This is a genomic window from Rhizobium sp. NPDC092011 (assembly GCF_044756305.1).
In the GTDB taxonomy this organism is placed as follows: Bacteria; Pseudomonadota; Alphaproteobacteria; order Rhizobiales; family Rhizobiaceae; genus Rhizobium.
The window spans coordinates 1-18,666 of record NZ_JBIVSO010000001.1 but is presented as its reverse complement, the minus strand read 5'-3'; the positions used below and the strand labels follow the sequence as shown (position 1 = coordinate 18,666).

General features: G+C 55.8%; 21 protein-coding genes and 3 pseudogenes. 11 read left to right on the top strand and 13 right to left on the bottom strand.

The window, feature by feature from the left end; genetic code table 11:
- Nucleotides 1–16: 16 nt before the first annotated feature.
- The 6 genes from ACIQJ2_RS00120 to ACIQJ2_RS00095 all read right to left on the bottom strand — a co-directional run bounded on the left by ACIQJ2_RS00120 (nucleotide 17) and on the right by ACIQJ2_RS00095 (nucleotide 3,659).
- Entirely contained in the window at nucleotides 17–172 is a 156-nt protein-coding gene (locus ACIQJ2_RS00120; RefSeq protein ID WP_400666859.1) for a GrpB family protein, read from the bottom strand.
- Between the two features lie 285 nt (nucleotides 173–457).
- Nucleotides 458–1,075, bottom strand: coding sequence for an NAD(P)H-dependent oxidoreductase (locus tag ACIQJ2_RS00115; protein WP_400666757.1), 618 nt, complete (start codon nucleotides 1,073–1,075; stop codon nucleotides 458–460).
- A gap of 327 nt (nucleotides 1,076–1,402) precedes the next feature.
- Complete coding sequence (locus tag ACIQJ2_RS00110; protein ID WP_400666758.1) at nucleotides 1,403–1,753, bottom strand: VOC family protein; 351 nt, start codon at nucleotides 1,751–1,753, stop codon at nucleotides 1,403–1,405.
- 88 nt (nucleotides 1,754–1,841) lie between these two features.
- Entirely contained in the window at nucleotides 1,842–2,351 is a 510-nt protein-coding gene (locus ACIQJ2_RS00105; protein WP_400666760.1) for a VOC family protein, read from the bottom strand.
- Nucleotides 2,318–3,271, bottom strand: coding sequence for a helix-turn-helix domain-containing protein (locus ACIQJ2_RS00100; protein ID WP_400666762.1), 954 nt, complete (start codon nucleotides 3,269–3,271; stop codon nucleotides 2,318–2,320). Before ACIQJ2_RS00100 ends, ACIQJ2_RS00105 begins: the two co-directional genes overlap by 34 nt.
- A complete protein-coding gene (locus ACIQJ2_RS00095; RefSeq protein WP_400746394.1) occupies nucleotides 3,252–3,659 on the bottom strand; it encodes a DUF6194 family protein in 408 nt (135 codons plus the stop codon). Before ACIQJ2_RS00095 ends, ACIQJ2_RS00100 begins: the two co-directional genes overlap by 20 nt.
- 90 nt (nucleotides 3,660–3,749) lie before the next feature.
- Here ACIQJ2_RS00095 and ACIQJ2_RS00090 point away from each other — a divergent pair, with 90 nt between their 5' ends.
- A complete protein-coding gene (locus ACIQJ2_RS00090) occupies nucleotides 3,750–4,289 on the top strand; it encodes a PadR family transcriptional regulator (RefSeq protein ID WP_400666765.1) in 540 nt (179 codons plus the stop codon).
- A gap of 665 nt (nucleotides 4,290–4,954) precedes the next feature.
- Entirely contained in the window at nucleotides 4,955–5,491 is a 537-nt protein-coding gene (locus tag ACIQJ2_RS00085) for an AAA family ATPase (protein ID WP_400666767.1), read from the top strand.
- Nucleotides 5,492–5,699: 208 nt separating this feature from the next.
- Here ACIQJ2_RS00085 and ACIQJ2_RS00080 read toward each other — a convergent pair whose 3' ends face one another.
- The gene (locus tag ACIQJ2_RS00080) at nucleotides 5,700–5,978 is read right to left on the bottom strand and encodes a hypothetical protein (protein ID WP_400666769.1); all 279 of its coding nucleotides are present in this window, start codon (nucleotides 5,976–5,978) and stop codon (nucleotides 5,700–5,702) included.
- Nucleotides 5,979–6,134: 156 nt separating this feature from the next.
- Between ACIQJ2_RS00080 and ACIQJ2_RS00075 the strand changes: the two genes are divergently transcribed.
- The 3 genes from ACIQJ2_RS00075 to ACIQJ2_RS00065 are packed head-to-tail and all read left to right on the top strand — an operon-like array spanning nucleotide 6,135 to nucleotide 7,167.
- Entirely contained in the window at nucleotides 6,135–6,458 is a 324-nt protein-coding gene (locus ACIQJ2_RS00075; RefSeq protein WP_400666771.1) for an ArsR/SmtB family transcription factor, read from the top strand.
- Entirely contained in the window at nucleotides 6,455–6,865 is a 411-nt protein-coding gene (locus ACIQJ2_RS00070; RefSeq protein ID WP_400666772.1) for an SRPBCC domain-containing protein, read from the top strand. Before ACIQJ2_RS00075 ends, ACIQJ2_RS00070 begins: the two co-directional genes overlap by 4 nt.
- A gap of 50 nt (nucleotides 6,866–6,915) precedes the next feature.
- Nucleotides 6,916–7,167 (top strand): hypothetical protein, encoded by a 252-nt coding sequence (locus ACIQJ2_RS00065; protein ID WP_400666774.1) that lies wholly within the window; start codon nucleotides 6,916–6,918, stop codon nucleotides 7,165–7,167.
- A 255-nt stretch (nucleotides 7,168–7,422) separates the two neighbouring features.
- Here ACIQJ2_RS00065 and ACIQJ2_RS00060 read toward each other — a convergent pair whose 3' ends face one another.
- Nucleotides 7,423–7,563: a hypothetical protein gene (locus ACIQJ2_RS00060; protein WP_400666867.1), complete on the bottom strand. Its 141-nt coding sequence runs from the start codon at nucleotides 7,561–7,563 to the stop codon at nucleotides 7,423–7,425.
- A 205-nt stretch (nucleotides 7,564–7,768) separates the two neighbouring features.
- Between ACIQJ2_RS00060 and ACIQJ2_RS00055 the strand changes: the two genes are divergently transcribed.
- The 3 genes and pseudogenes from ACIQJ2_RS00055 to ACIQJ2_RS00045 all read left to right on the top strand — a co-directional run.
- The gene (locus ACIQJ2_RS00055) at nucleotides 7,769–8,014 is read left to right on the top strand and encodes a type II toxin-antitoxin system VapB family antitoxin (RefSeq protein WP_400666776.1); all 246 of its coding nucleotides are present in this window, start codon (nucleotides 7,769–7,771) and stop codon (nucleotides 8,012–8,014) included.
- Nucleotides 8,014–8,418 carry a type II toxin-antitoxin system VapC family toxin gene (locus ACIQJ2_RS00050; RefSeq protein WP_400666778.1) on the top strand — a complete coding sequence of 135 codons (405 nt, stop codon included), beginning with the start codon at nucleotides 8,014–8,016 and terminating at the stop codon, nucleotides 8,416–8,418. The genes ACIQJ2_RS00055 and ACIQJ2_RS00050 overlap by 1 nt, the downstream gene beginning before the upstream one ends.
- 194 nt (nucleotides 8,419–8,612) lie before the next feature.
- A pseudogene (locus tag ACIQJ2_RS00045) lies at nucleotides 8,613–8,804 on the top strand (DUF3363 domain-containing protein); the annotation flags it as partial.
- 31 nt (nucleotides 8,805–8,835) lie between these two features.
- On the opposite strand, the gene gcvA reads toward ACIQJ2_RS00045, so the two are convergent.
- Nucleotides 8,836–9,711: a transcriptional regulator GcvA gene (gcvA, locus tag ACIQJ2_RS00040; protein WP_400666780.1), complete on the bottom strand. Its 876-nt coding sequence runs from the start codon at nucleotides 9,709–9,711 to the stop codon at nucleotides 8,836–8,838.
- A 178-nt stretch (nucleotides 9,712–9,889) separates the two neighbouring features.
- Between gcvA and ACIQJ2_RS00035 the strand changes: the two genes are divergently transcribed.
- On the top strand, nucleotides 9,890–11,329 hold the full coding sequence (locus ACIQJ2_RS00035; RefSeq protein ID WP_400666782.1) for an amidase: 1,440 nt from the start codon (nucleotides 9,890–9,892) through the stop codon (nucleotides 11,327–11,329).
- 120 nt (nucleotides 11,330–11,449) lie between these two features.
- Here the strand turns inward: ACIQJ2_RS00035 and ACIQJ2_RS00030 are convergent, their stop codons facing one another.
- A complete protein-coding gene (locus ACIQJ2_RS00030; protein WP_400666785.1) occupies nucleotides 11,450–11,833 on the bottom strand; it encodes a hypothetical protein in 384 nt (127 codons plus the stop codon).
- Between the two features lie 273 nt (nucleotides 11,834–12,106).
- Here ACIQJ2_RS00030 and ACIQJ2_RS00025 point away from each other — a divergent pair, with 273 nt between their 5' ends.
- Nucleotides 12,107–12,583 carry an Hsp20 family protein gene (locus tag ACIQJ2_RS00025; RefSeq protein WP_400666787.1) on the top strand — a complete coding sequence of 159 codons (477 nt, stop codon included), beginning with the start codon at nucleotides 12,107–12,109 and terminating at the stop codon, nucleotides 12,581–12,583.
- Nucleotides 12,584–12,698: 115 nt separating this feature from the next.
- Nucleotides 12,699–12,971: pseudogene (locus ACIQJ2_RS00020) on the top strand (IS110 family transposase); the annotation flags it as partial.
- Here the strand turns inward: ACIQJ2_RS00020 and istB are convergent.
- The 3 genes and pseudogenes from istB to ACIQJ2_RS00005 form a co-directional block, all read right to left on the bottom strand.
- Nucleotides 12,955–13,836: pseudogene (gene istB, locus ACIQJ2_RS00015) on the bottom strand (IS21-like element helper ATPase IstB); the annotation flags it as partial. The pseudogenes ACIQJ2_RS00020 and istB overlap by 17 nt on opposite strands.
- The gene (gene istA, locus ACIQJ2_RS00010) at nucleotides 13,833–15,308 is read right to left on the bottom strand and encodes an IS21 family transposase (RefSeq protein WP_400746391.1); all 1,476 of its coding nucleotides are present in this window, start codon (nucleotides 15,306–15,308) and stop codon (nucleotides 13,833–13,835) included. The gene istA and the pseudogene istB, both read right to left, overlap by 4 nt.
- Nucleotides 15,309–15,616: 308 nt before the next feature.
- Entirely contained in the window at nucleotides 15,617–16,708 is a 1,092-nt protein-coding gene (locus ACIQJ2_RS00005; RefSeq protein WP_400666790.1) for a PAS domain S-box protein, read from the bottom strand.
- Nucleotides 16,709–18,666: the final 1,958 nt, after the last annotated feature.

The window sequence follows — 18,666 nt, the reverse complement described above, 5'->3', positions numbered from 1 at the left end:
AGCGCTGCAACAGCCGTCAATGCGCATCGAAAATCGCGCTTACGGTATAACCACTTTTCGAGAGCTTACAAATTGCGAGAGAAAGGTCGGCTTCGGAAGGAATCACCACATCAATGTCGACTATGGGTTTGGCAGCTAAACCGGGTACCGCAGTGCTTCCAACATGCTCAATGCAAGCGCAGTTGACCCTAGAGCTGCCGCGATCTCAACTTGGAGCCGAGAAAAAATATGGGGCCAAGCTGGATCATATGGCACGATGATTACGGGACTGACCATTTTTGAACCGACAATTTTGCCACAAAGTTTCCGAAACCTACGACGAAAACCTATTGCGTAACAGATTTTAGGAGGCGCGACGTCGCTATCTGCTTCAAGATTTGGCGATAAACCTCAGGTGAAATCGACAACCAGCGACTGTCAAAATTCCGCGCGGCTTAGCGCATACGCGATCCGTCTCCTATGATCTGCTATCGAAAGTTTGAAGGGTGATCCTTTCAACCTCTTCAAGCCAGCACCTGCGTTGCTCGTTCGAACTTCCCACCACCGGCCTGAACACGTGCCGAAGATGGGTTTCCGCGCCGCAATATGGTAGCACGCACCTGCCCCAGATTAGCTCAAGCGGATCGCCAAGTTCCGTTTTCTCGCGCTCTTCGTGAGTGTCGGAAGTATTGAAGATCAGGGCCTTTTTTACTGAAAGAAGTCCATCCGGCAATCCATCGGACGCGGCAAGTCGATAGGCGACACCCGGAACAAGTATCCGATCGAGCCATCCAGCCAGAATAGCTGGAGGCTTTCCCCACCAGTTTGGGTGGACAACAAGAAGACCCCCGGCTGATGCGATCTCGGAACGATGCCGCCGCGAGAGCGGGTCCGCCGTGCGAGAAAGGGTCTCCTCCAGCGTGGCACCTATGCTGTAGGCCTCTTCCGCCGTCAGACAGAGGTCAAATTTCTCGGCATAAAGGTCGTGATGAAGAACCTCATGGCCCAGGGCACTTAGCTCCCTGCAAGCGCGATCGGAAATAGCATGGCAAAAGCTCGAAGAGCGTGGATGGGCAACAAGGGAAAAGATACGCATGTGATCCTCAGAAAGAAAGAAGAAACAAGAGAAAAGAAAGATTAAACCGGCACTGCTCGACACTCCATCGCCGAACGAGCTCCGGCTCACTGGAGAATTGGTAGAAACCGTCGGGCTAAATCCAGCTTTTCGCGCGCGCTAAAGACCATCGCGAGCGTTGACCTATCACCACCAAGAAGGGACACGGCCTCAAGCTATCTCTCGGGACTGTTGGGAGCTGACGCTGCCGCCTTCTGAGCATTGGCCAGGTACCACGAGAAGCTGCGAAAGCACTCCGACTGCGGTCGATCATCAGTGCCGACTGTTGTCACTGCGCCGTGATAGTCCTCACTCATGGCTAAGAATGTTAATTAGCCGCCCGAGAGGATCGCGCACGTAGAAGCGACGGACACCCCACGGCTCGATCTTGGGGCCATATTCGATAGGAAGCTCGGCGGCATACACGCGACGATAAACCTCATCCAGATTGTCAACCTCGATAGAGAGGTCGGGCACCAGTGTTCCGGATCCCCCTTCGCAGGCAATACTGACCTGGGGCGTCATGGGGCCATCTGATCCGTAGGTGACGATCCATCCATGGTCCATCACAACGTACATATCGAGGATGTCGCCGTAGAATCTTTTCGCATGCCCCGTTCTGTCCGCATTGATGTTCGCTACGATGCGTTTGACGGCCAAGGTGTTGCTCCTCTGATCGGTGACGGCCTCGAAGGTCTAGCCAGCGGCTGGGTTTGCAAATAAATCGGGTCCCGCTCCTGACTGCCTGTTAACGGCTTTCGCGGCTCGGACAGCTCAATATCCAGAGATGCCCAAAAGGATCACGGACACGACCTTCGCGCTTTCCGTATGGACGATCCTTTATAGGAACGACTATTTCACTTCCCGCCCGGATCATTCGGGTGGAGATGTCGTCAGGATCGGCGACAGTCAGAGTTAGCAAGACGGGCGACCCGCCAATTTCTGCGGGGGACATCCATTGCCAGGCTATGACCTGTTCAGCCACTGAAATCGTAGAGGTGCCGATTCTTAGAACAGCGTTGACGATTGTTCCGTTGTCATCGCTATATTCTCCCAGGATCTCGGCATCAAAGACGGCCCGATAGAAATCTATCGCCGCTTTTGCGCCAATCACGATAAGGCGCGGTACAACATTCTCGAAAAGTTGGCTGTCCATATCCTCAAATCCCAGGTTGCGCTGAAAGGCTGAGGATAAGGATTTGACAACAGCGATATAGAAAAAAATTACAAGTCTGGCTCGGGGACGTGATTTTTCCATTCGACATTGGCCTTCCGGTACCGCTCAGGGGTCAGGCCGGTGAACTCCCTAAAGTCACGTATCATATGTGCCTGATCGGAATATCCGTACAAATCAGAAAGATGGCTCCATCTAATCTCATCGGCATCTGATGTGATGAGATTCTGAAATCGACAAATCCGGGAGTAAAGCTTTGGCGACAGGCCAGTCCTCTGCCTGAACCACGAAATCATATCTCGTGCGTTAAGTCCCAGCTTCTCGGCTGCTCGATGAACGGGCATTCCCTGGCCGAGCCAGTGGCACGCCCAATTTAAGCGCCTATCCGCAACTAGCGGACGGCAGGCCCTAGCGATGAGGGTGGCTTCCAACAACATAATGCGAGATTCTGGAGACTTGAGTTCCAACAGCTTGTGATGAAACTCGGTCGCAGTTGGCCCCCAATCAAGATCGAGGTCGATCAGCCTGTCGGAAAAAGAGCTGACCGCATCGCTGAAAAAGAAGTGAGCACCGCCGGCTTTGAAGCTAATTCCGCAAAGGGCGTCGCGGGCGGACTGTGCGATGAGGACCGGGCGTTTTCTCGGTCCTTGCATCACTATTCCGCCGGATACATGGAAGTGCGTCCCATTGATACTTCGCTCTTCGATTCCGTTTCCAGACAGGTTCACGAGAATCTGGGAACGGGCATTTGGTAAAATGCGTTCGCCGGGTCGGTCCGCTTGCTCATCGGACACCCAAATATAATCAACGAAAGCAGAGAGACGCTCGTCCCTGGGTCGGCAAAAAAGCATACGGGCTTCAACCATCAACAAGATATCTTTTAAGGCATGCGCACATTCGCCAAAGCACAGACGTTTGGCAACCGCGGTGGATGTCGTGCATCTTGCCGTTTGCGCGTCGCATTTCCCGGAGATCTCGACGGTTCTACCGGTGGGCGAGTTCATACGCCTTGCGAAGAAGCACGCGGCACTCGGAGTAGACATTTTCGGGGCTGACGGCGCAAACCCAGTGCATGCGTCCATAGACAGGATGCGGCAGGAGCTCGTCGCGAGCAGCATAATCGAAATCCGCCGCCGCCAAAGCTGAGCGAGAGGTGTGATCCGGGAACAGGGCTCCGAACGTGTCCCGATCAAGCGCCACGTTAAGGCGGAACGCCCTATCGCCATCCAGCCTAGAGAGACTATCGAATTCGGTGTCACGCGTGACCATGGTAGCGAAGGGCATTCGCCTCTCCGCGCCCCTGAAAAAAAAGATGTCGGGCGTGCTCGTATCGACATGAACATCCGAACCGAGTGAAACAATGTCGGAATTGATGGTCTCTAATGAGGGCATATGGAGCCTCCTTTTAGTCAAATTTGACCAAATGACCATAGCGCATTCAGTCAAGTTTGGCTAATGGCTTAAGACAAAGGCTGGAGCATTATGAACGTCACGCGTCTGCTCATTCTGGGTACGATCAGATATCTTGGCATGGCGCATGGATACGCGCTGCGTCGTCAACTGGATGACTGGCGCGTGGAAACATGGACGACTGTGAGATCGGGCTCGATCTATCACGCGCTCGGGCAACTGCATAAAGAAGGGAAGCTGGCGACCTCTGGCAGGGAGTCGGGCGCGCGCGGGACGGAGCGAACGGTTTTTTCCCTGACCCACGAAGGGACGACGGAGTTCTTTTCCCTCCTAGAGAAAGCGGTAGGCAGTTTCGACCTCCCCGAATTGAGCGCCGGCATTGCATTCGTCGGGCAACTGCCACCAGAACGCGCCCAAAGTCTCCTTGTGTCACTACATGCGCGGCTCAACGCCAATAAGACGTTTCTCCAAAAGCTTTCGGAGAACATGCCAAACGATCAGGCCGTGCCCCGCACCGCTGATCTTCTGGATCTATGGACCGGTTATCTCGAAGCCACCGCGCGGTCGGTGGCTCGACTTGAAAGGAAAATAGCGAGTGAGCGAGAAGACTGATGCGCCTTTCCCAATCAGCATGGTCGATATCAAGGCTGCGAATCGATGGGAATAAGTTTGTGGCTCCAGGACAATATGGATAAAGAGGCTATATTGCGACCCACGTTGCGGATTTTGTCGCGCACTTGACCGCAAAGATCGTGCCGCTCCGCTTAAGCCGTCATCTCCATCAAGGATGGTCTCGTTGACTGCCGCGTCTTCCACGACAGCATCTTCGTCGCCGACGGCATCCGCCTCGTCGATGATGGCGTCGTCATGAAGGACTTCGCCATTCTTAATTAGATCCGCGATATCCACGGCCCGGTAAGGCGGAACGAGGGGCCACCAAACCAAGGAGATCGTTCTTTGCCTGAACGATACTCTCCCAAACGGTGGAGAACTGCTTGAAATCCGCGCAAAGTACGAGGGGTTCTTCGCCAAAGCGTAGCGGCTCGAGCGGTGCTTACGTGGGCCGCCTCCGGGGTGGAAGCAAGGAGTGTAGAAGAACGCATGGTGGGGAAGTTCGATGGAGACAAAATGACCAATGAACTCATTAAGTGCGGCGTGATGAACAAGAATCTCGGCCAGGAATCGCTCTATCGCGCCCTGCCTTGCAATCGCTGATCGGCACATCTTAGCTCGTCACCGGTTTGCGGGAGTCTCGCGTCACTCATAGAAAGAAGTTGATGAATCACGCAGGCGAAATACTCATTCTTACGGGTCCACCCGGCTCTGGAAAAACTACTACAGCACTGGCCCTTGCCCGAGAAGGCGGGTCGCGCAAGGTTCATCTTCATTCGGATGATTTTTGGCACTTTATTAAGAACGGCGCCATTCCCCCATATCTGCCGGAAGCCCATGATCAGAACGCTGTAGTCATGGGGGTACTCGCGAATGTTGCCGAAAGGTATGCCCGAGGCGGTTTTTTTGTCGTCGTGGACGGCATAATTGGCCCCTGGTTCCTGCATCCATTCAAAGCGGTCACCACGCCCCTCCATTATGTTGTACTGCGGCCACCGTTGGATTTGGCTATTCTTCGTTGTCAGGCGCGTGGTGGCAACACTTTGACAGACCCGATACCTATTACCGCGCTCCATCAACAATTTTCGTCGCTGGAACAACTTGAGCATCACGTCCTATCTACGGATGGACAATCACGCGCGGAGACACTTGATATGGTGATCGAGGCCGTCGAGTGCGAAAGTTTTCTATTGGCGCCGTAACAGACTCAAGTGGCGCAATGGCGAAGTACTCATTAACATTCGGCCAGAAGCCGTCTCGATTGCGTCTGCAGCGACTTTTAGGCCCAACTCCAATACCGCAAGCAACGCGCCGACAAATACCAATGCCAGAAAGGGTCTCGATCGTCATTGCCCAACTTGGCATCCATACCAGCCCCAAGAAAACAATGAAGCCGTATAGAATGGCTGCTCACCTGCCTATGCGAGCGACCAGGCGGCCGGCAACCGGTAAAGTGAGCAGAGTGCCGGTTGGCATGCCAAGCAGTGCGAACGCTAGCTCGGCCGGTCCGCGCCTAAGTTTTGCTTGAACATCGGGAATGCGAAGCAACCAGCTACCGAATGCAACTGGCTGGATAAAAGAAATAAACATAATGAGTTTCTGCTTGGTCATATAAGATATTTCCCCCACCTGCGGAAATGACATCTTCAGTCGTTCTTGAAGTAGGGAGCGGTTCTGATCCAGAAACATTGCGCTCTTTCCGCTTCTCGTGATGCTGCATCGAGCGTCGTGCCGTTCCAAATCACGACGATAGCGGGATTTGAGATCTTCCAGCACTGCCTTGCTTGACTAACGCATAGCTACGTGGTTATTAGTCAAACCCATAGCCAAAGAGTTATACGTCTGATGTCGACGGCCCAGGATACGCTTTTCAAAACGCTCGCCGATCCGACCAGGCGGGCTCTGTTCGAGTGCATGTGCCGGGAAGGGGAGCAGACCGTCGGGGCCCTGACAGCCCAGGCCGGAATCTCCCAACCTGCTGTTTCAAAGCACCTCGGAGTGTTGAAGCGGGCGGGACTGGTGCGCGACCGGCAGGAAGGTCGCCAGACGCACTACAGCGCTCAACTCGGTGCCTTGGCTCCGCTCATCGACTGGACGAGCCAGATGACTGGATTCTGGCACGACCGATTCGACGTTCTCGAAAACCTACTCAAAAGGATGGACCAATGACCGAAGCATCGACCCAAACACGCTCTGTCGTCATCGAACGTGAGATCTCTTATCCGGCGGAAAAAATCTGGCGCGCTCTGACGCAACCACATCTGATAGAGGAATGGCTCATGAAGAATGACTTCAGGCCTGTTGCGGATCACCGGTTCAATCTTAGCGCAGATTGGGGCACTGTTGACTGCCAGGTAAAGGCAGTCGAGCAGAACAAGATGCTCTCCTACACATGGGCGGCGTATGGTCTTGAGAGTGTCGTCACTTGGACTCTCATTCCGACGAGCACGGGGACCAAGCTGCGTATGGAGCAGTCGGGCTTCCGTCCGGATCAGGAACAGGCTTATCAGGGTGCCAAGGGTGGATGGCCGAAATTCTTCGATGCCCTTGAAAAGGTCCTGTCAACGGAAGAATGAACCAGCCCACAATCACGCGCTCCGCTGGGGTGCACTATAAGGAGGTTCCATTGAACATAAACGTTTGGATCCGGCAGGGTCACCGATGGCTTTCCATCGTCTTTACCGTGACCGTCATCGCTAATTTCGCTATCTTGGGAATGAATGAGAGTGACCGCCCCATGTGGGTAGTCTATTCGCCACTGATCCCGCTTTTCTTGATGCTGTTCAGCGGCCTATACATGTTCGCGCTGCCTTATACCGCCAAGTGGCGCAGCGCGACGCGTCAGCGCAGGAAAGTGACCAACCTCAGAGGGATTTAGCGAAGGCAAGACAGCAACCGAACCTACGTCGGGGCGAGCTCTTCAGGGGGCGCGCCGCGACATCTCGTCCAGCCGCCGAGGAGTATTCGGATGCCCCACTTAACAGCCTCATTTTTAGAGTCTATTGCGACAGAGTCTTCTCGATCGCCGGCGCAAGACGGGTTGCCGGCTGGGTGAGCCGTCGTATCGTGGAATGCCTATCGCTGGAGGAACGGCAGCTGGTGACACCAAGGTCTAGGAAGCAGCCTCTATTTCCTACACCGAGGCTGCCTTGAGCGGCATCCGCCGAATATGAGAGCCGGCCGGGCCCGGTGCCTGGTGGAAATCGAGACGCGTGACCGACCGCCTGAGCTCGGCAATGACGTCCTCCTCTCGGTGATCACCGATGGTAGCCATGCTGGGATCGACCTACGCCCGGTCGACGCGGACGATGACAATGAGGCGGCGTCGGGCCTTGGCCGTTTCTATCGCGATGCCGGATCGCGCGCCCGCGCTCGACGCTGAGAATGGCGTTGCGGCCGGTCCCTCCCGGATTACCGATCTTGCCAACGTAGACGAGAGTATCTACATTACTGGCGGAAGTTATCTACATGGAGGGTCCATGCCGATCAATGTCAACAACCCGGAGGCAGACGCGCTGACGCGCCGGTTCGCCCATATTGCTGGTGTCAGCATCACCGATGCGATCGTCATCGCGATGAAGGAGGCGATCGAACGCCGCCACGTTGTGGAGAGCCCGCTGCAGACGGCTGCGCGTCTGCGTGAAAAGCATGGCGTCACCTTGCAGAAGGCAGCGAAAAAACCGCTTCCGCGTGAGACTTTCGACAAGATGTGGGAATCGGAGTGATGTTCATCGACGCGTGTGCGATTATCGCCGTGCTGTCCGATGAGCCGGAAGCAAGCCGCGTCTCGGATGCGATTGCTTCAGGGAAGAATACCTTTACTTCGCCGGTTGCCGTGCTCGAGGCCGTTCTCGGTCTCGCGCGCGCCGACAAGTATGCCCTCGCGGTTTCCGACGTGGAGCCGATCGTCGCCGAATTCCTCGACGAGCGCGGGATCGAGGTTCGGAATTTGCCGCCCGCATCCGAGACCACCAGGCTCGCCCTGTCCGCGGCACACCGGTATCGCTCCGGCCGCTCCGGCCTCAATCTCGGCGATTGCCTGCATTACGCATGCGCGAAATATTTCGACGTGCCTATCCTGGCGACGGCCGACGAGTTCCGGCAAACCGATCTAACCACAATTCCGTAACGAGCGCCGCGGGGCTGAGCGTCGGACGAGCGGCCTTCCTATCCTTGAGACGCTCAGGACCGCGATCGGAACCAGACCGTACGACCGTCGGAACGCCGCCTGCTCGGTCGCTTTGTCAGCCGCGAATCCCGTTTGAATGAGAGCCGGATGTGCATTCCTGGTGGTCTTCCCCTCAATCCTCTGTCATAGGCGGCGGCGCGACGGTCGGCAGCAAGTTCACCGAGATCATCCAGCTATCGAGCGGCAAGTTCGCCATGGTCGAGCAGAGCCATGAGTTCACCCTTGTCCCGTGGCGGCCGGTCATCGACCACCAGCTCGGCAGCGAGGTCAGCGGCGTCGTTCAGGGTGGATCGGTGACGTGGCATTTGGCGCGGCAGTGTGGATTGGGGTTAATGCAAAGAAAGTTCATGCTTCGCCTTACGCGCTCAATATCCAATCGCGGAAGGCTGCAATCTTCGGTATTTGCTGTTTGTTATCCGGACAGACAAGATAGTAAGCGAACTCTTCCATGTTCGTAGCCGGAAGCAACTGGATCAATCGCTCATTCGTCAGTTCGTCTTCGACAAGGGCTGCGGGCAAAAGCCCGGCGCCTTGACCGGCAAGGACCGCCTTGAGCAAAAGTCCGCTGTCATCAAAGGAGGGGCCGCGCACTGCTATTCGCTCGGATATGTTGTGAGCCTCAAACCACATGTTCCAACCCTTTCGTTCGGCATCGTGAACCTGCGGCCAGCGTGCAAGGTCAGAAGGGCGAGTTGGAGCACCCAATTTCTCCACCAGAGCGGGCGCCGCGACTGCGATCATCTCGACGGTCACGATGCGATCGCTGCGGAGACCAGGATAGCGACCCATGCCGTGCCGGATCGCAACATCCACGTCCGAGCGAGAAAAATCCACGAGTGCATTGCTCGTGACAATCTTGAGATCGATGTCAGGCTGCGCCTCACGAAAGGATGCTAATCGCGGGACTAACCAGGCGGATGCGAAGAAGGGTGTGGCGCTAACGGTGAGCAGACCGGACTCGATCTGGGCCGTTATCCGCTCGGACGCGTCCGCGATCTGACGAAACGCATTGCGTATGGAAGGCAGGTAATCGCGACCTGCGTCGGTCAAATAGATTCCCCGCGTCACCCGATCAAAGAGTCTTACCCCCAGATTCTCCTCCAGAACCTTGAGCATCTGACTAACGGCTCCCGGCGTGACGCATAACTCCTCTGCGGCCAACTTGACCGACAGGTGACGGGCAGCGGCCTCGAACGCCTTGAGCGCATTGAGAGGTGGGAGGCGATGATTCATCGATTAGAAAATCTAACTCTAAAGATTTAGCTATTTTGGTTTGTATAGCAAGATGACGGCAGATTAATCTTTGTTTTCATACGGCGTCAACGCAGTGTGGGCTGCGAGGGTGCTGATATTTTCTAAATCATACGAACGCGCTAATTATCGCGCGCTTGGCAAAAAGGGCCCGAGGCGAATGTCTTTTGAGGTGGAATTCCGTGATCTGATCGATGTTAACGGGCTTATCGCCCGGCGGGCGCTTACTTCTGCGGAGGTCACTGAAGGGCTTCTGGCGCGCATTCAACGGATAGACGGCGGATTGAATTCGTATGCGCGCCTCTTTGGCGACAGCGCAATCCGCCAAGCGGAAGCGGCAGATCGGGAGATCGCGGAAGGAATACATCGAGGGCCGCTCCACGGCGTTCCCATCGCTGTGAAGGACCTCTGCTGGGTCGAGGGCGTCCCTACTGCGGCTGGGACCGTGATTCATAAAAATTTTGTTCCAACACGCGATGCGACTGTAGTCCGAAAGCTGAAAGAAGCGGGCGCAGTGCTAATCGGCAAAACTCAGCTTACCGAGGGGGCGTATTCTGACTACCATCCTTCAATACCTCCGGTGCGCAACCCCTGGAACAATGATTATTGGACGGGCATTTCCTCTAGCGGCTCGGCTGTCGCAGTCGCAGCGGGCCTATGTTTCGGATCGATTGCCTCTGATACCGGCGGGTCCATTCGCTGGCCTTCGGCTGCCAATGGCGTAACTGGCCTCAAACCAACTTGGGGTCGCGTCAGTCGCTATGGAACGTTCGATCTCGCGCCTTCGCTGGATCATATTGGTCCAATCGCTCGAAGCGTGACCGATGTCGCGGCTATCCTCAATGTAATCGCCGGGCATGATAATCATGATCCCTCGACAAGCCTTCATCCGGTTGGTGATTACATAGCCGATACGATGATCGCTGTGCGGGGCAAGCGCATCGGTATCGACCGACGTTGGAATAACGAAGATGTCGATCCCGAGATACAGACGGCATTGAGCGAAGCCTACTCGGTTTTCTCCGATCTAGGCGTGGAGATTGTTGAACTGTCATTTCCCGATGTTCGACAGATTGTGGCCGATTGGACGCCGAACTGTGCGGTCGAGGCCGCCGTTGCACATCAATCGACCTACCCGCTTCATAAGGAGCAGTATGGTCCCATTTTATCGTCGGTCATTGAACGCGGGATGGTCGTTTCCGGTATGGAGTACCACCGGATATTGCTCCGCCGATCGATGTTTCGCGGGCAGGTCGAAGCATTGTTCTCGTCCGTTGATGCTATACTGACACCCTCCCAGCCCTTCGCACCCCTCACAATAAGTACAATCGCGACGCTGGGCGAACAGCCAGAACTGATCGCGAAGCTGCAACGATACACGTGCCCTTTTGACATGAGCGGGCATCCAACACTTGCATTTCCTGGAGGGTTCTCGACGCATGGGATGCCGATCGGGCTACAACTGATCGCAGCTTCATTCGATGAAGCCTCACTTTTCAGTCTCGGCTCGGCGTTTCAACGCGTAACGGACTGGCATCGCCGCCACCCGGGATTCGACGGGAGTCGGACAGCTTCTCATATACCGGGATTGGCGCGATGAGCACGCTCGAACAGGTCGTGGCGCTCGTCGGTAAAAATCATGCACACGTCCAATAAGACGCACGCGGCAGTTCGTGGCAGTCTACATCTCAAATGGCTGGCGCCGGTGTTTTCCTTTCCACTAGCTGCACAGGCCCAAGCCGCCAATCCGGCGTGCTTGTGATCTGCGGCTACAGGCCCTGTGGATGTCGAAAGAACGGGACGATTCTTGCTCTCCAGATTGACGATCGTGCTTGTCCAACGTCTTCAGCGCTTCGATGATCTCGTTATAGGAGACGGCCTTATCCGTAGCGGGATAAAGACGAAGGGCCGGAATGGACTCGATGGCGAAGATATCCGATGCCCACGATGCAGGAGTCGCATGTTTTTCGTCATCGCCGATGTCGTCGGCAGCAAGCACGTCACGGGGATGACCAAAATGTTCGGCCGGATGAAGCAAATGTCCGGCGCTCAGTGCTGCCACGACGCCGTTCGGGCTTTTACTGTTGTTGATGTCCGCTCTCATCTTCTGGCTCCATAGATAAATCGATGGTACCTGGGTTCATGTTCCGCGGTTCGGTAAGGCCCGCAATGCGATAATCCTGAACTAACGGGATCTCGATCAGTCTTATCGCCTCTGCCAGGAGCCTGTCGCGATCTCGAACGCCCTTGTTGAACAATCTGGCGACCGTTGTCGTCAGCGCTCCGATAGAGGATGGGTTGCCCGTTATCCCTCTGGCACGGCAATCTCTTTCACGACGCTCGCGCATACCCATGTTGCTTCAAGGAGGATATGGCAATGGCACCATCTTATGACTACGCACCGCTGTTCCGCTCGAGCATCGGTTTCGACCGGGTCTTCAATCTTCTGGAAAACGCCCAGCGCGCCCGCTCGGTCAACGACTGGCCGCCCTATGATATTGTCAAGACCGGCGATGACAGCTACCGGATCTCTGTCGCTGTGGCGGGCTTCGCGCAAGGAGACCTCGACGTCACCTTTCAGTCCAACCTTCTGATCGTGACTGGCAAGAAGCAGGAGGCAGCCAATGAAGGTTACCTGCATCGCGGCATTGCCGGCCGGCCATTCGAACACCGGTTCGAGCTTGCCGATCATGTCCGGGTGAACGGAGCCGATCTGAGGAACGGTCTTCTGCCGATTGATCTGGTGCGGGAAATCCCCGAGGCACTGAAGCCGCGGAAGATCGAGATCCAGACGGACACGGCTCTCGCATCGCCCGTCGATTCGACGCAGATCGAAGCGCAAAAGGCGGCTTAAGCATGTTGTCCGCATAACCGGGGCGCCGTGATCACGGCACCCATCGACATCTTGGGTTGGGAAGGAGGTGGCATGAAAGAGACCGCACCCAGCATTGAGAGAACGGATTTCTGAGATGCAGATGCTCTTGGGGCAGTCACGCCTTGCGCCGTTTGGCTTACCTTGCCTGGGTTTTCGCGAACTCAGTGAAGGAGAGCAAAGCGTGACTGCACCTTATGATTATCACATCGGCGTGGATTACCACAAAAGCTACAGCCACCTCGTCGTGCAGGACACTTCCGGCAAGACGTTACGATCCGGGCGCGTGAAGAATGACCGTCAGTCGCTCGGTTCGTTCCTGGAGCGGTATCGGGAGAATAGCCATGCGGTAGTGGAAGCCACCCGCAACGCTGATTGCCGCTGACAAGTTCTTCGTCGTTTTCTGATTGCCGCTCCGCGACAGATGGCACTGAGGTTCTGATTGTCGCGAAGGAAGCCGGTCGGCCCCGTTGGCGTTTTTCCTCGATCGCGGTTCTGCGGCGGTAACTCTCGACGTTCATCTCGAAGATCGTGGCGTGATGTACGAGCCGATCGACTGCTGCGAGCGTCATGGCAGGATCGGGAAAGACCCGGTTCCACTCTCCGAACGGCTGGTTGGCGGTGATCAGGATCGACCGGTGCTCGTATCGTGCCGAGATCAGCTCGAAGAGCACGCTCGTTTCCGCCTGGTCCTTGGTGACGTAGGCGAGGTCATCGAGGATGAGCAAGTCGTACTTATTGAGTTTGTCGATGGCAGACTCAAGCTGCAGTTCCCTTCGGGCGACCTGAAGCTTCTGCACAAGATCAGTGGTCCGGGTGAACAGGACCCGCCATCCGTTCTCGATCAGCGCAAGGCCGATGGCCGCAGCAAGATGGCTCTTTCCTCCGCCGGGCGGACCGAACATGAGGATGTTAGCTCCCTTGGCAAGCCAACTGTCGCCGGCGGTAATTGCCATGACCTGCGCCTTCGAGATCATGGGTACAGCGTCAAAGGCGAAGCTGTCCAAAGTCTTTCCGGGCGGCAGGTGCGCTTCGGCGAGATGCCGTTCAATCCTGCGATTGGCACGCTCTGCCAGCTCGTGCTCGGCAATAGCCGACAGAAAGCGAGCTGCCGGCCATCCTTCCCGGTCCGCCTGCTCGGCAAATTGTGGCCATAGAGTTTTGATTGTCGGCAGCCGAAGTTCGTTGAGCATGATGGCGAGCCTTGCTTCGTCGATCACGTGGGCGTTCTTCATGCGGCTTCTCCCGTCCCGATCAGGGCCTCATAACCGTTGAGCGATGCGAGTTGCACATGAACGGTCGGCAGCTTGGCTGGGTCCGGACCGAAGAGCGCTCGCATGGCAGCTAGATTGGGTAAGTCACCAGCATCGAGTATCCTGGCCAATTCTTCGGCAAGTTCGCGTTCGCAACCACGGTCATGCGCCAGCGCCAGGAGTTCGACGGTGATCTTGCAAGCCTGTTTATCGGGAAGATGTTCGGTCAGGGCTTCGAAGGCCTTGCGATATTCCTGACGCGGGAAGAGCTTGTCACGATAAACGAGGCCGCGGAGCGCCATCGGCTTTTTGCGCAGGGAATGGATGACGTGGTGGTAGTTGACGACCTGGTCGTGTCGCCCGTCGGGATGGCCGCGTCCTCGGCGCAACGTCATCAGATGCGTACCCCCGACAAAGACATCCAGCCGATCGTCGAACAGGCGAACTCGTAACCTGTGGCCGATCAGGCGGGATGGCACGGTGTAGAAGACCTTGCGCAAGGTGAAGCCGCCCGTCCGGGACACCGTGACGACAATCTCTTCGAAGTCCGTGGTCCGGCGCTCGGGCAGCGCCTGCAGATGAGATCGTTCTGCATCAATGCGCTTGCCATGGGCAGCGTTGCGACGGCTGACGATCTCGTCGACAAAGGCGCGGTAAGAACTCAGGTCGTCGAATTCCTTGGTCCCCCGCATCAGAAGGGCATCATGAACAGCGTTCTTGAGATGGCCATGGGAGCTTTCGATCGAGCCGTTCTCATGCGCGACGCCTTTGTTGTTGCGCGTCGGGGTCATTCGATAATGGGAGCAAAGCTGATCGTATCGGTGGGTGAGATCGACCTTGGCATCGGCGTCGAGGTTGCGGAATGCCGCCGACATGCTGTCGCTCCGATGATAGAGCGGCGTACCGCCCAGGGACCACAGGGCATTTTGAAGCCCTTCAGCCAGCGCGACAAAGCTTTCGCCGCCGAGAATGACATGAGCGTGTTCGAAGCCCGACCAGACAAGCCGGAAGTGATAGAACAGGTGATCAAGCGGCTGGCCGGCGATGGTCACACCAAGACCGCCGGCGTCGGTAAAATCCGAAAGGCCCAGTCGGCCTGGCTCGTGCGTTTGGCGGAAGATGACCTCCTGCGTTTCGCCATGGACAGCACGCCACGACCGGATGCGTCGTTCAAGCGTGCGGCGGATACCTTCAGAGAGTTCTGGATGTCGGCGTAGCATCTCGTTGTAGACAGCGACGGCACGGATACCGGGTGCCGCCTTCAGGAGCGGGACGACTTCGGTCTCGAATATCGGCTCTAAGGGATCAGGGCGGCGGCGTCCGCGCGGCGCTTTGCTCTGAGATGGCAGTTGTACCTCCTTGTCGAGGCGGTATGCCGTGGCTCGGCTGATCGACGCTTTTGCCGCGGCGATCTCTACGGAATGCGTTTGTCGGTACTTCATGAAGAGTCTCATCTGATGATCGGTTACATGGCGACCCGGCACAAACTGGTTCTCCAATCCAGAAAACCGCAAATGTATCGGACCGACCGCGATCATGAGACGCCGAAAATCTGCGCCGCGCCGGGGTATGACTACGATCGGGCTACGCCCTCACTCCGTCACACCCCGGCGCGGGTCTCATCCTGATTGACGCGGAATCTCACTTAGATTGCCGCTACGCACCCAGTGGCCAGATTGGCGTTGACTATGGAGATTTTTTATCTCTCTGTGGAAAACGGCTTACCTGTCTAGCTTTGCTCTCTCCAGATACCGTTCGTTTCCTATGAAGTCGAAGTCGAAGTCGAAGTCGGTACGCCGAATGCATTTAAAGGTATGGTGAGCCTGATTATCAATCCCGCTGGGTTCCACTCTCGCTCCACGGATCCTCCAAGCGAACTGATCGTCGCCCGCTCAAGCTGCGCGCCGAAGCCCTTAGTCTCGTTCGGCGTGACAGTGGGGCCACCAATCTCCTTCCAACACAGCTTAAGTGCCTCATCACAGCGCACATCGATCTCAACGCGGCCGTGCGCGGAGGATAGCGCGCCGTATTTGGTCGCGTTGGTCGCAAATTCATGAAGAAGCAGCGCAAGCGACGTCAAGGATGGTCCTTGCACGAGGAAATCGTCACCGCATATCGTCACGCGCTCGACGCCGTTATCTCGGTGAGCGGCAAATAGCGCCCGCACAAGTGCAAACATCGTTGTGTCTTCACACTGAAGGCTGGAGGCGCCGATCGCGGGCAGAGTCAATTCATGGGCGATGGCCAGTGCGGTCATGCGGGCCCTAAGGTCGATGGCGAGCTCCTTGATCGAACTCGCATTCCGCTCACCTAGTCCGATCAATGCACTCACAACAGCGAAGATGTTCTTTATTCGATGATTCATTTCCCGCAGTAGCAAGGCCTGGCGCTCGGCGTCCCGCTTGCGCTCGGAAATGTCTCTTGCGATTTTCGATGCCCCGACGATGACTCCGTTCCCATCGCGTATTGGAGAAACTGTCAGCGAAATGTCCAAAAAAGTACCATTTTTATGTTGGCGAACCGTCTCATAATGTTCGATTTTTCGTCCCTGCCGAATGTTTGAAATGATCGTTTCCTCTTCGTGCAGGCGGTCCTTAGGTATAATCAGCGCGATGTGCTGGCCGATCGCCTCCTCGGGTGTGTAACCGAAAAGACGTTCAGCGCCCTGATTCCAACTCGTAATAATGCCATTGATGGACTTGCTGATGATTGCGTCATCGGAGTTCTCGACTATCGCGGCGAGCAACGTTTGGGCGGATGATTCGCTTTGATGGAATGATCCGTTGATGACGCTGGCCTGCGATTCGGGCGATCTTTCGCAGCGGTTATTTGCCGATGTTTCCTCTTTGCGCATGTGCTTACTCCCCAGAGGTCGCTTACGTCTAACGACAGATGCCCTATTAGAGGATGGGACCAAATAAATGAACAATATCATAGGCGTCTGGCGTTGCCTACGCGCTTCGGCGCAAAACATGCCATGCCAAAGACAAATATACCTAAGTGCGCTAGGGAAGTTGTCTGCTGCTCGCCAGCCGGAGTTGCATCAATAAGCACCAGCTTTTTTCGCTCTTGAATAATGTTGAGGAAGCAATTTTATGCGGCAGGCAGCGGTGGATTAACTCTGGAGATATCTTGAATCTGTGGCCGACAGAGCAATATGGCGAAACTAAAGAGAAGCCATCGAACAGGCGACTTTGATGAGCCGGATGAAGTTCAGCCACTATGCGCTGCAATGGATTGCGTGGGCCGCTGCGTCAGATTGCCCTCGTATTCATCCGCTCTATAACCGCTTCTATCCAGGCTTACGAGCCATCGCCCGTCCCTCCCGTCTATGCGACGACGAGGGTGGGCTTCGTCGCTTATAAGAAGGCAATTGCCAAACAACTGAGCAAAGGTGGTTAGCGCGCCAAAGTCATCGCGGGCCGGAGCCGTCTGGCGCTATATCAGTCGAGCAGCGGCCAGCCTTGCGAAAAGGTCGTAAATTGTGGAGACTAGGTAATTTCGGTCACCCTTGCAACCAGCTGAACCCGGGTGGGTCTGCCCTTCTCCCGCCCTCGCTGCAATTAAGCTGCTTCAATGGCGAGATTTGTGGCGTCACCATGGAAAAGGGCGTTGCATGATCAGAATCTCAGCAAGCGGGGAATAAGCCGCTTCCTCGAAAGCCCTTTTGTTTGGAACCGGCGTCAGCTGATCCTGCCCTGATGCCTCCCTTCCAAAGTGCTTTCAAAAAAGCCCGGTTTAGCACCGGGCCAAAGTTATGGGAGCGAGCTAACCGGAAGGGATCGTTGACTCGCCCAGTCTAAACGCGCGCAGCTTCGAATGGTTCCGGGGTGGCACGGCGGCGCCACCCAGAATAGTAAATGCCGGGTCGGCTCGAATTTTGCCGGGCATTGTTAAATGGCGTCCAGTGGGTAATTGCGGTGTCCACCGAGATAGTACGCAACTCCACAAGCAATTAGTTTATGTGTTCGCGTTTGTTGGGGTGCACGCAGTTCTTGTAATTGCGAGTCAAAATTGCAATCGATTAACAACGCGCACAAACTGGTGGCAGAACGTTCAAAGCGATTATTCGCTATCCGACCGTCGGCCGGTCTCATCGCATCGGGGCGTGAGAAAATACCGTTTTTTCTGCTAAACATGGACAATTGACAAGGCGGTGCCTCCACTCGATTGAAGGCACCTCCGGATTGTTACCGCTGATTCAGCACTTATTTCGTGGATAGCTTGTGAGCTTCGCTGGAAGACTTGTGAGCGCGCTCTGCGTGCTCGTGCGCGGTTTCGGAATGCCGCTTAGCCTCGTCATGCTTGCCACTTGTATGCGCGTGCGCAGCTTCGTAATGATGGTGAGCTGCTGCAGCATGATGGCCTGCCGCCGTATGATGATGCTCATTCGATGGATGGGTAGCCATTGCTTCCTCCTGTGGTTTACCTTGGTTACTCCAAGGCCAATGGTTAACAGATCAAACCAGTCGATGTTCCGCCAATTCCACTAAACGGCCGATGTTTTCCATCCTCGCTTTCAAGCCATCGTTTCGTTGAGCGATAACTGCGCAATGATAGATTTGTGTTCGTGAAATGCGCTCGGCTACGAGGCCGCCACAGCAAACTTGCGTAATGTCCTTGAGATTACGGGGGACGGCGCCCCTATGTCCTTGGCGTCTTTCTAGTTACGCATCCGATGGAAAATGCGTGACCAGAATTGATAGACTTTCTCGTCACCTTCGCACCAGGCTTCAAAAGCGCACCATGCCGCTGCAGTTGGCGCGTTGTCGCGATAAAGCGCGATCATGTCATGGACTTTCTGATGATGGT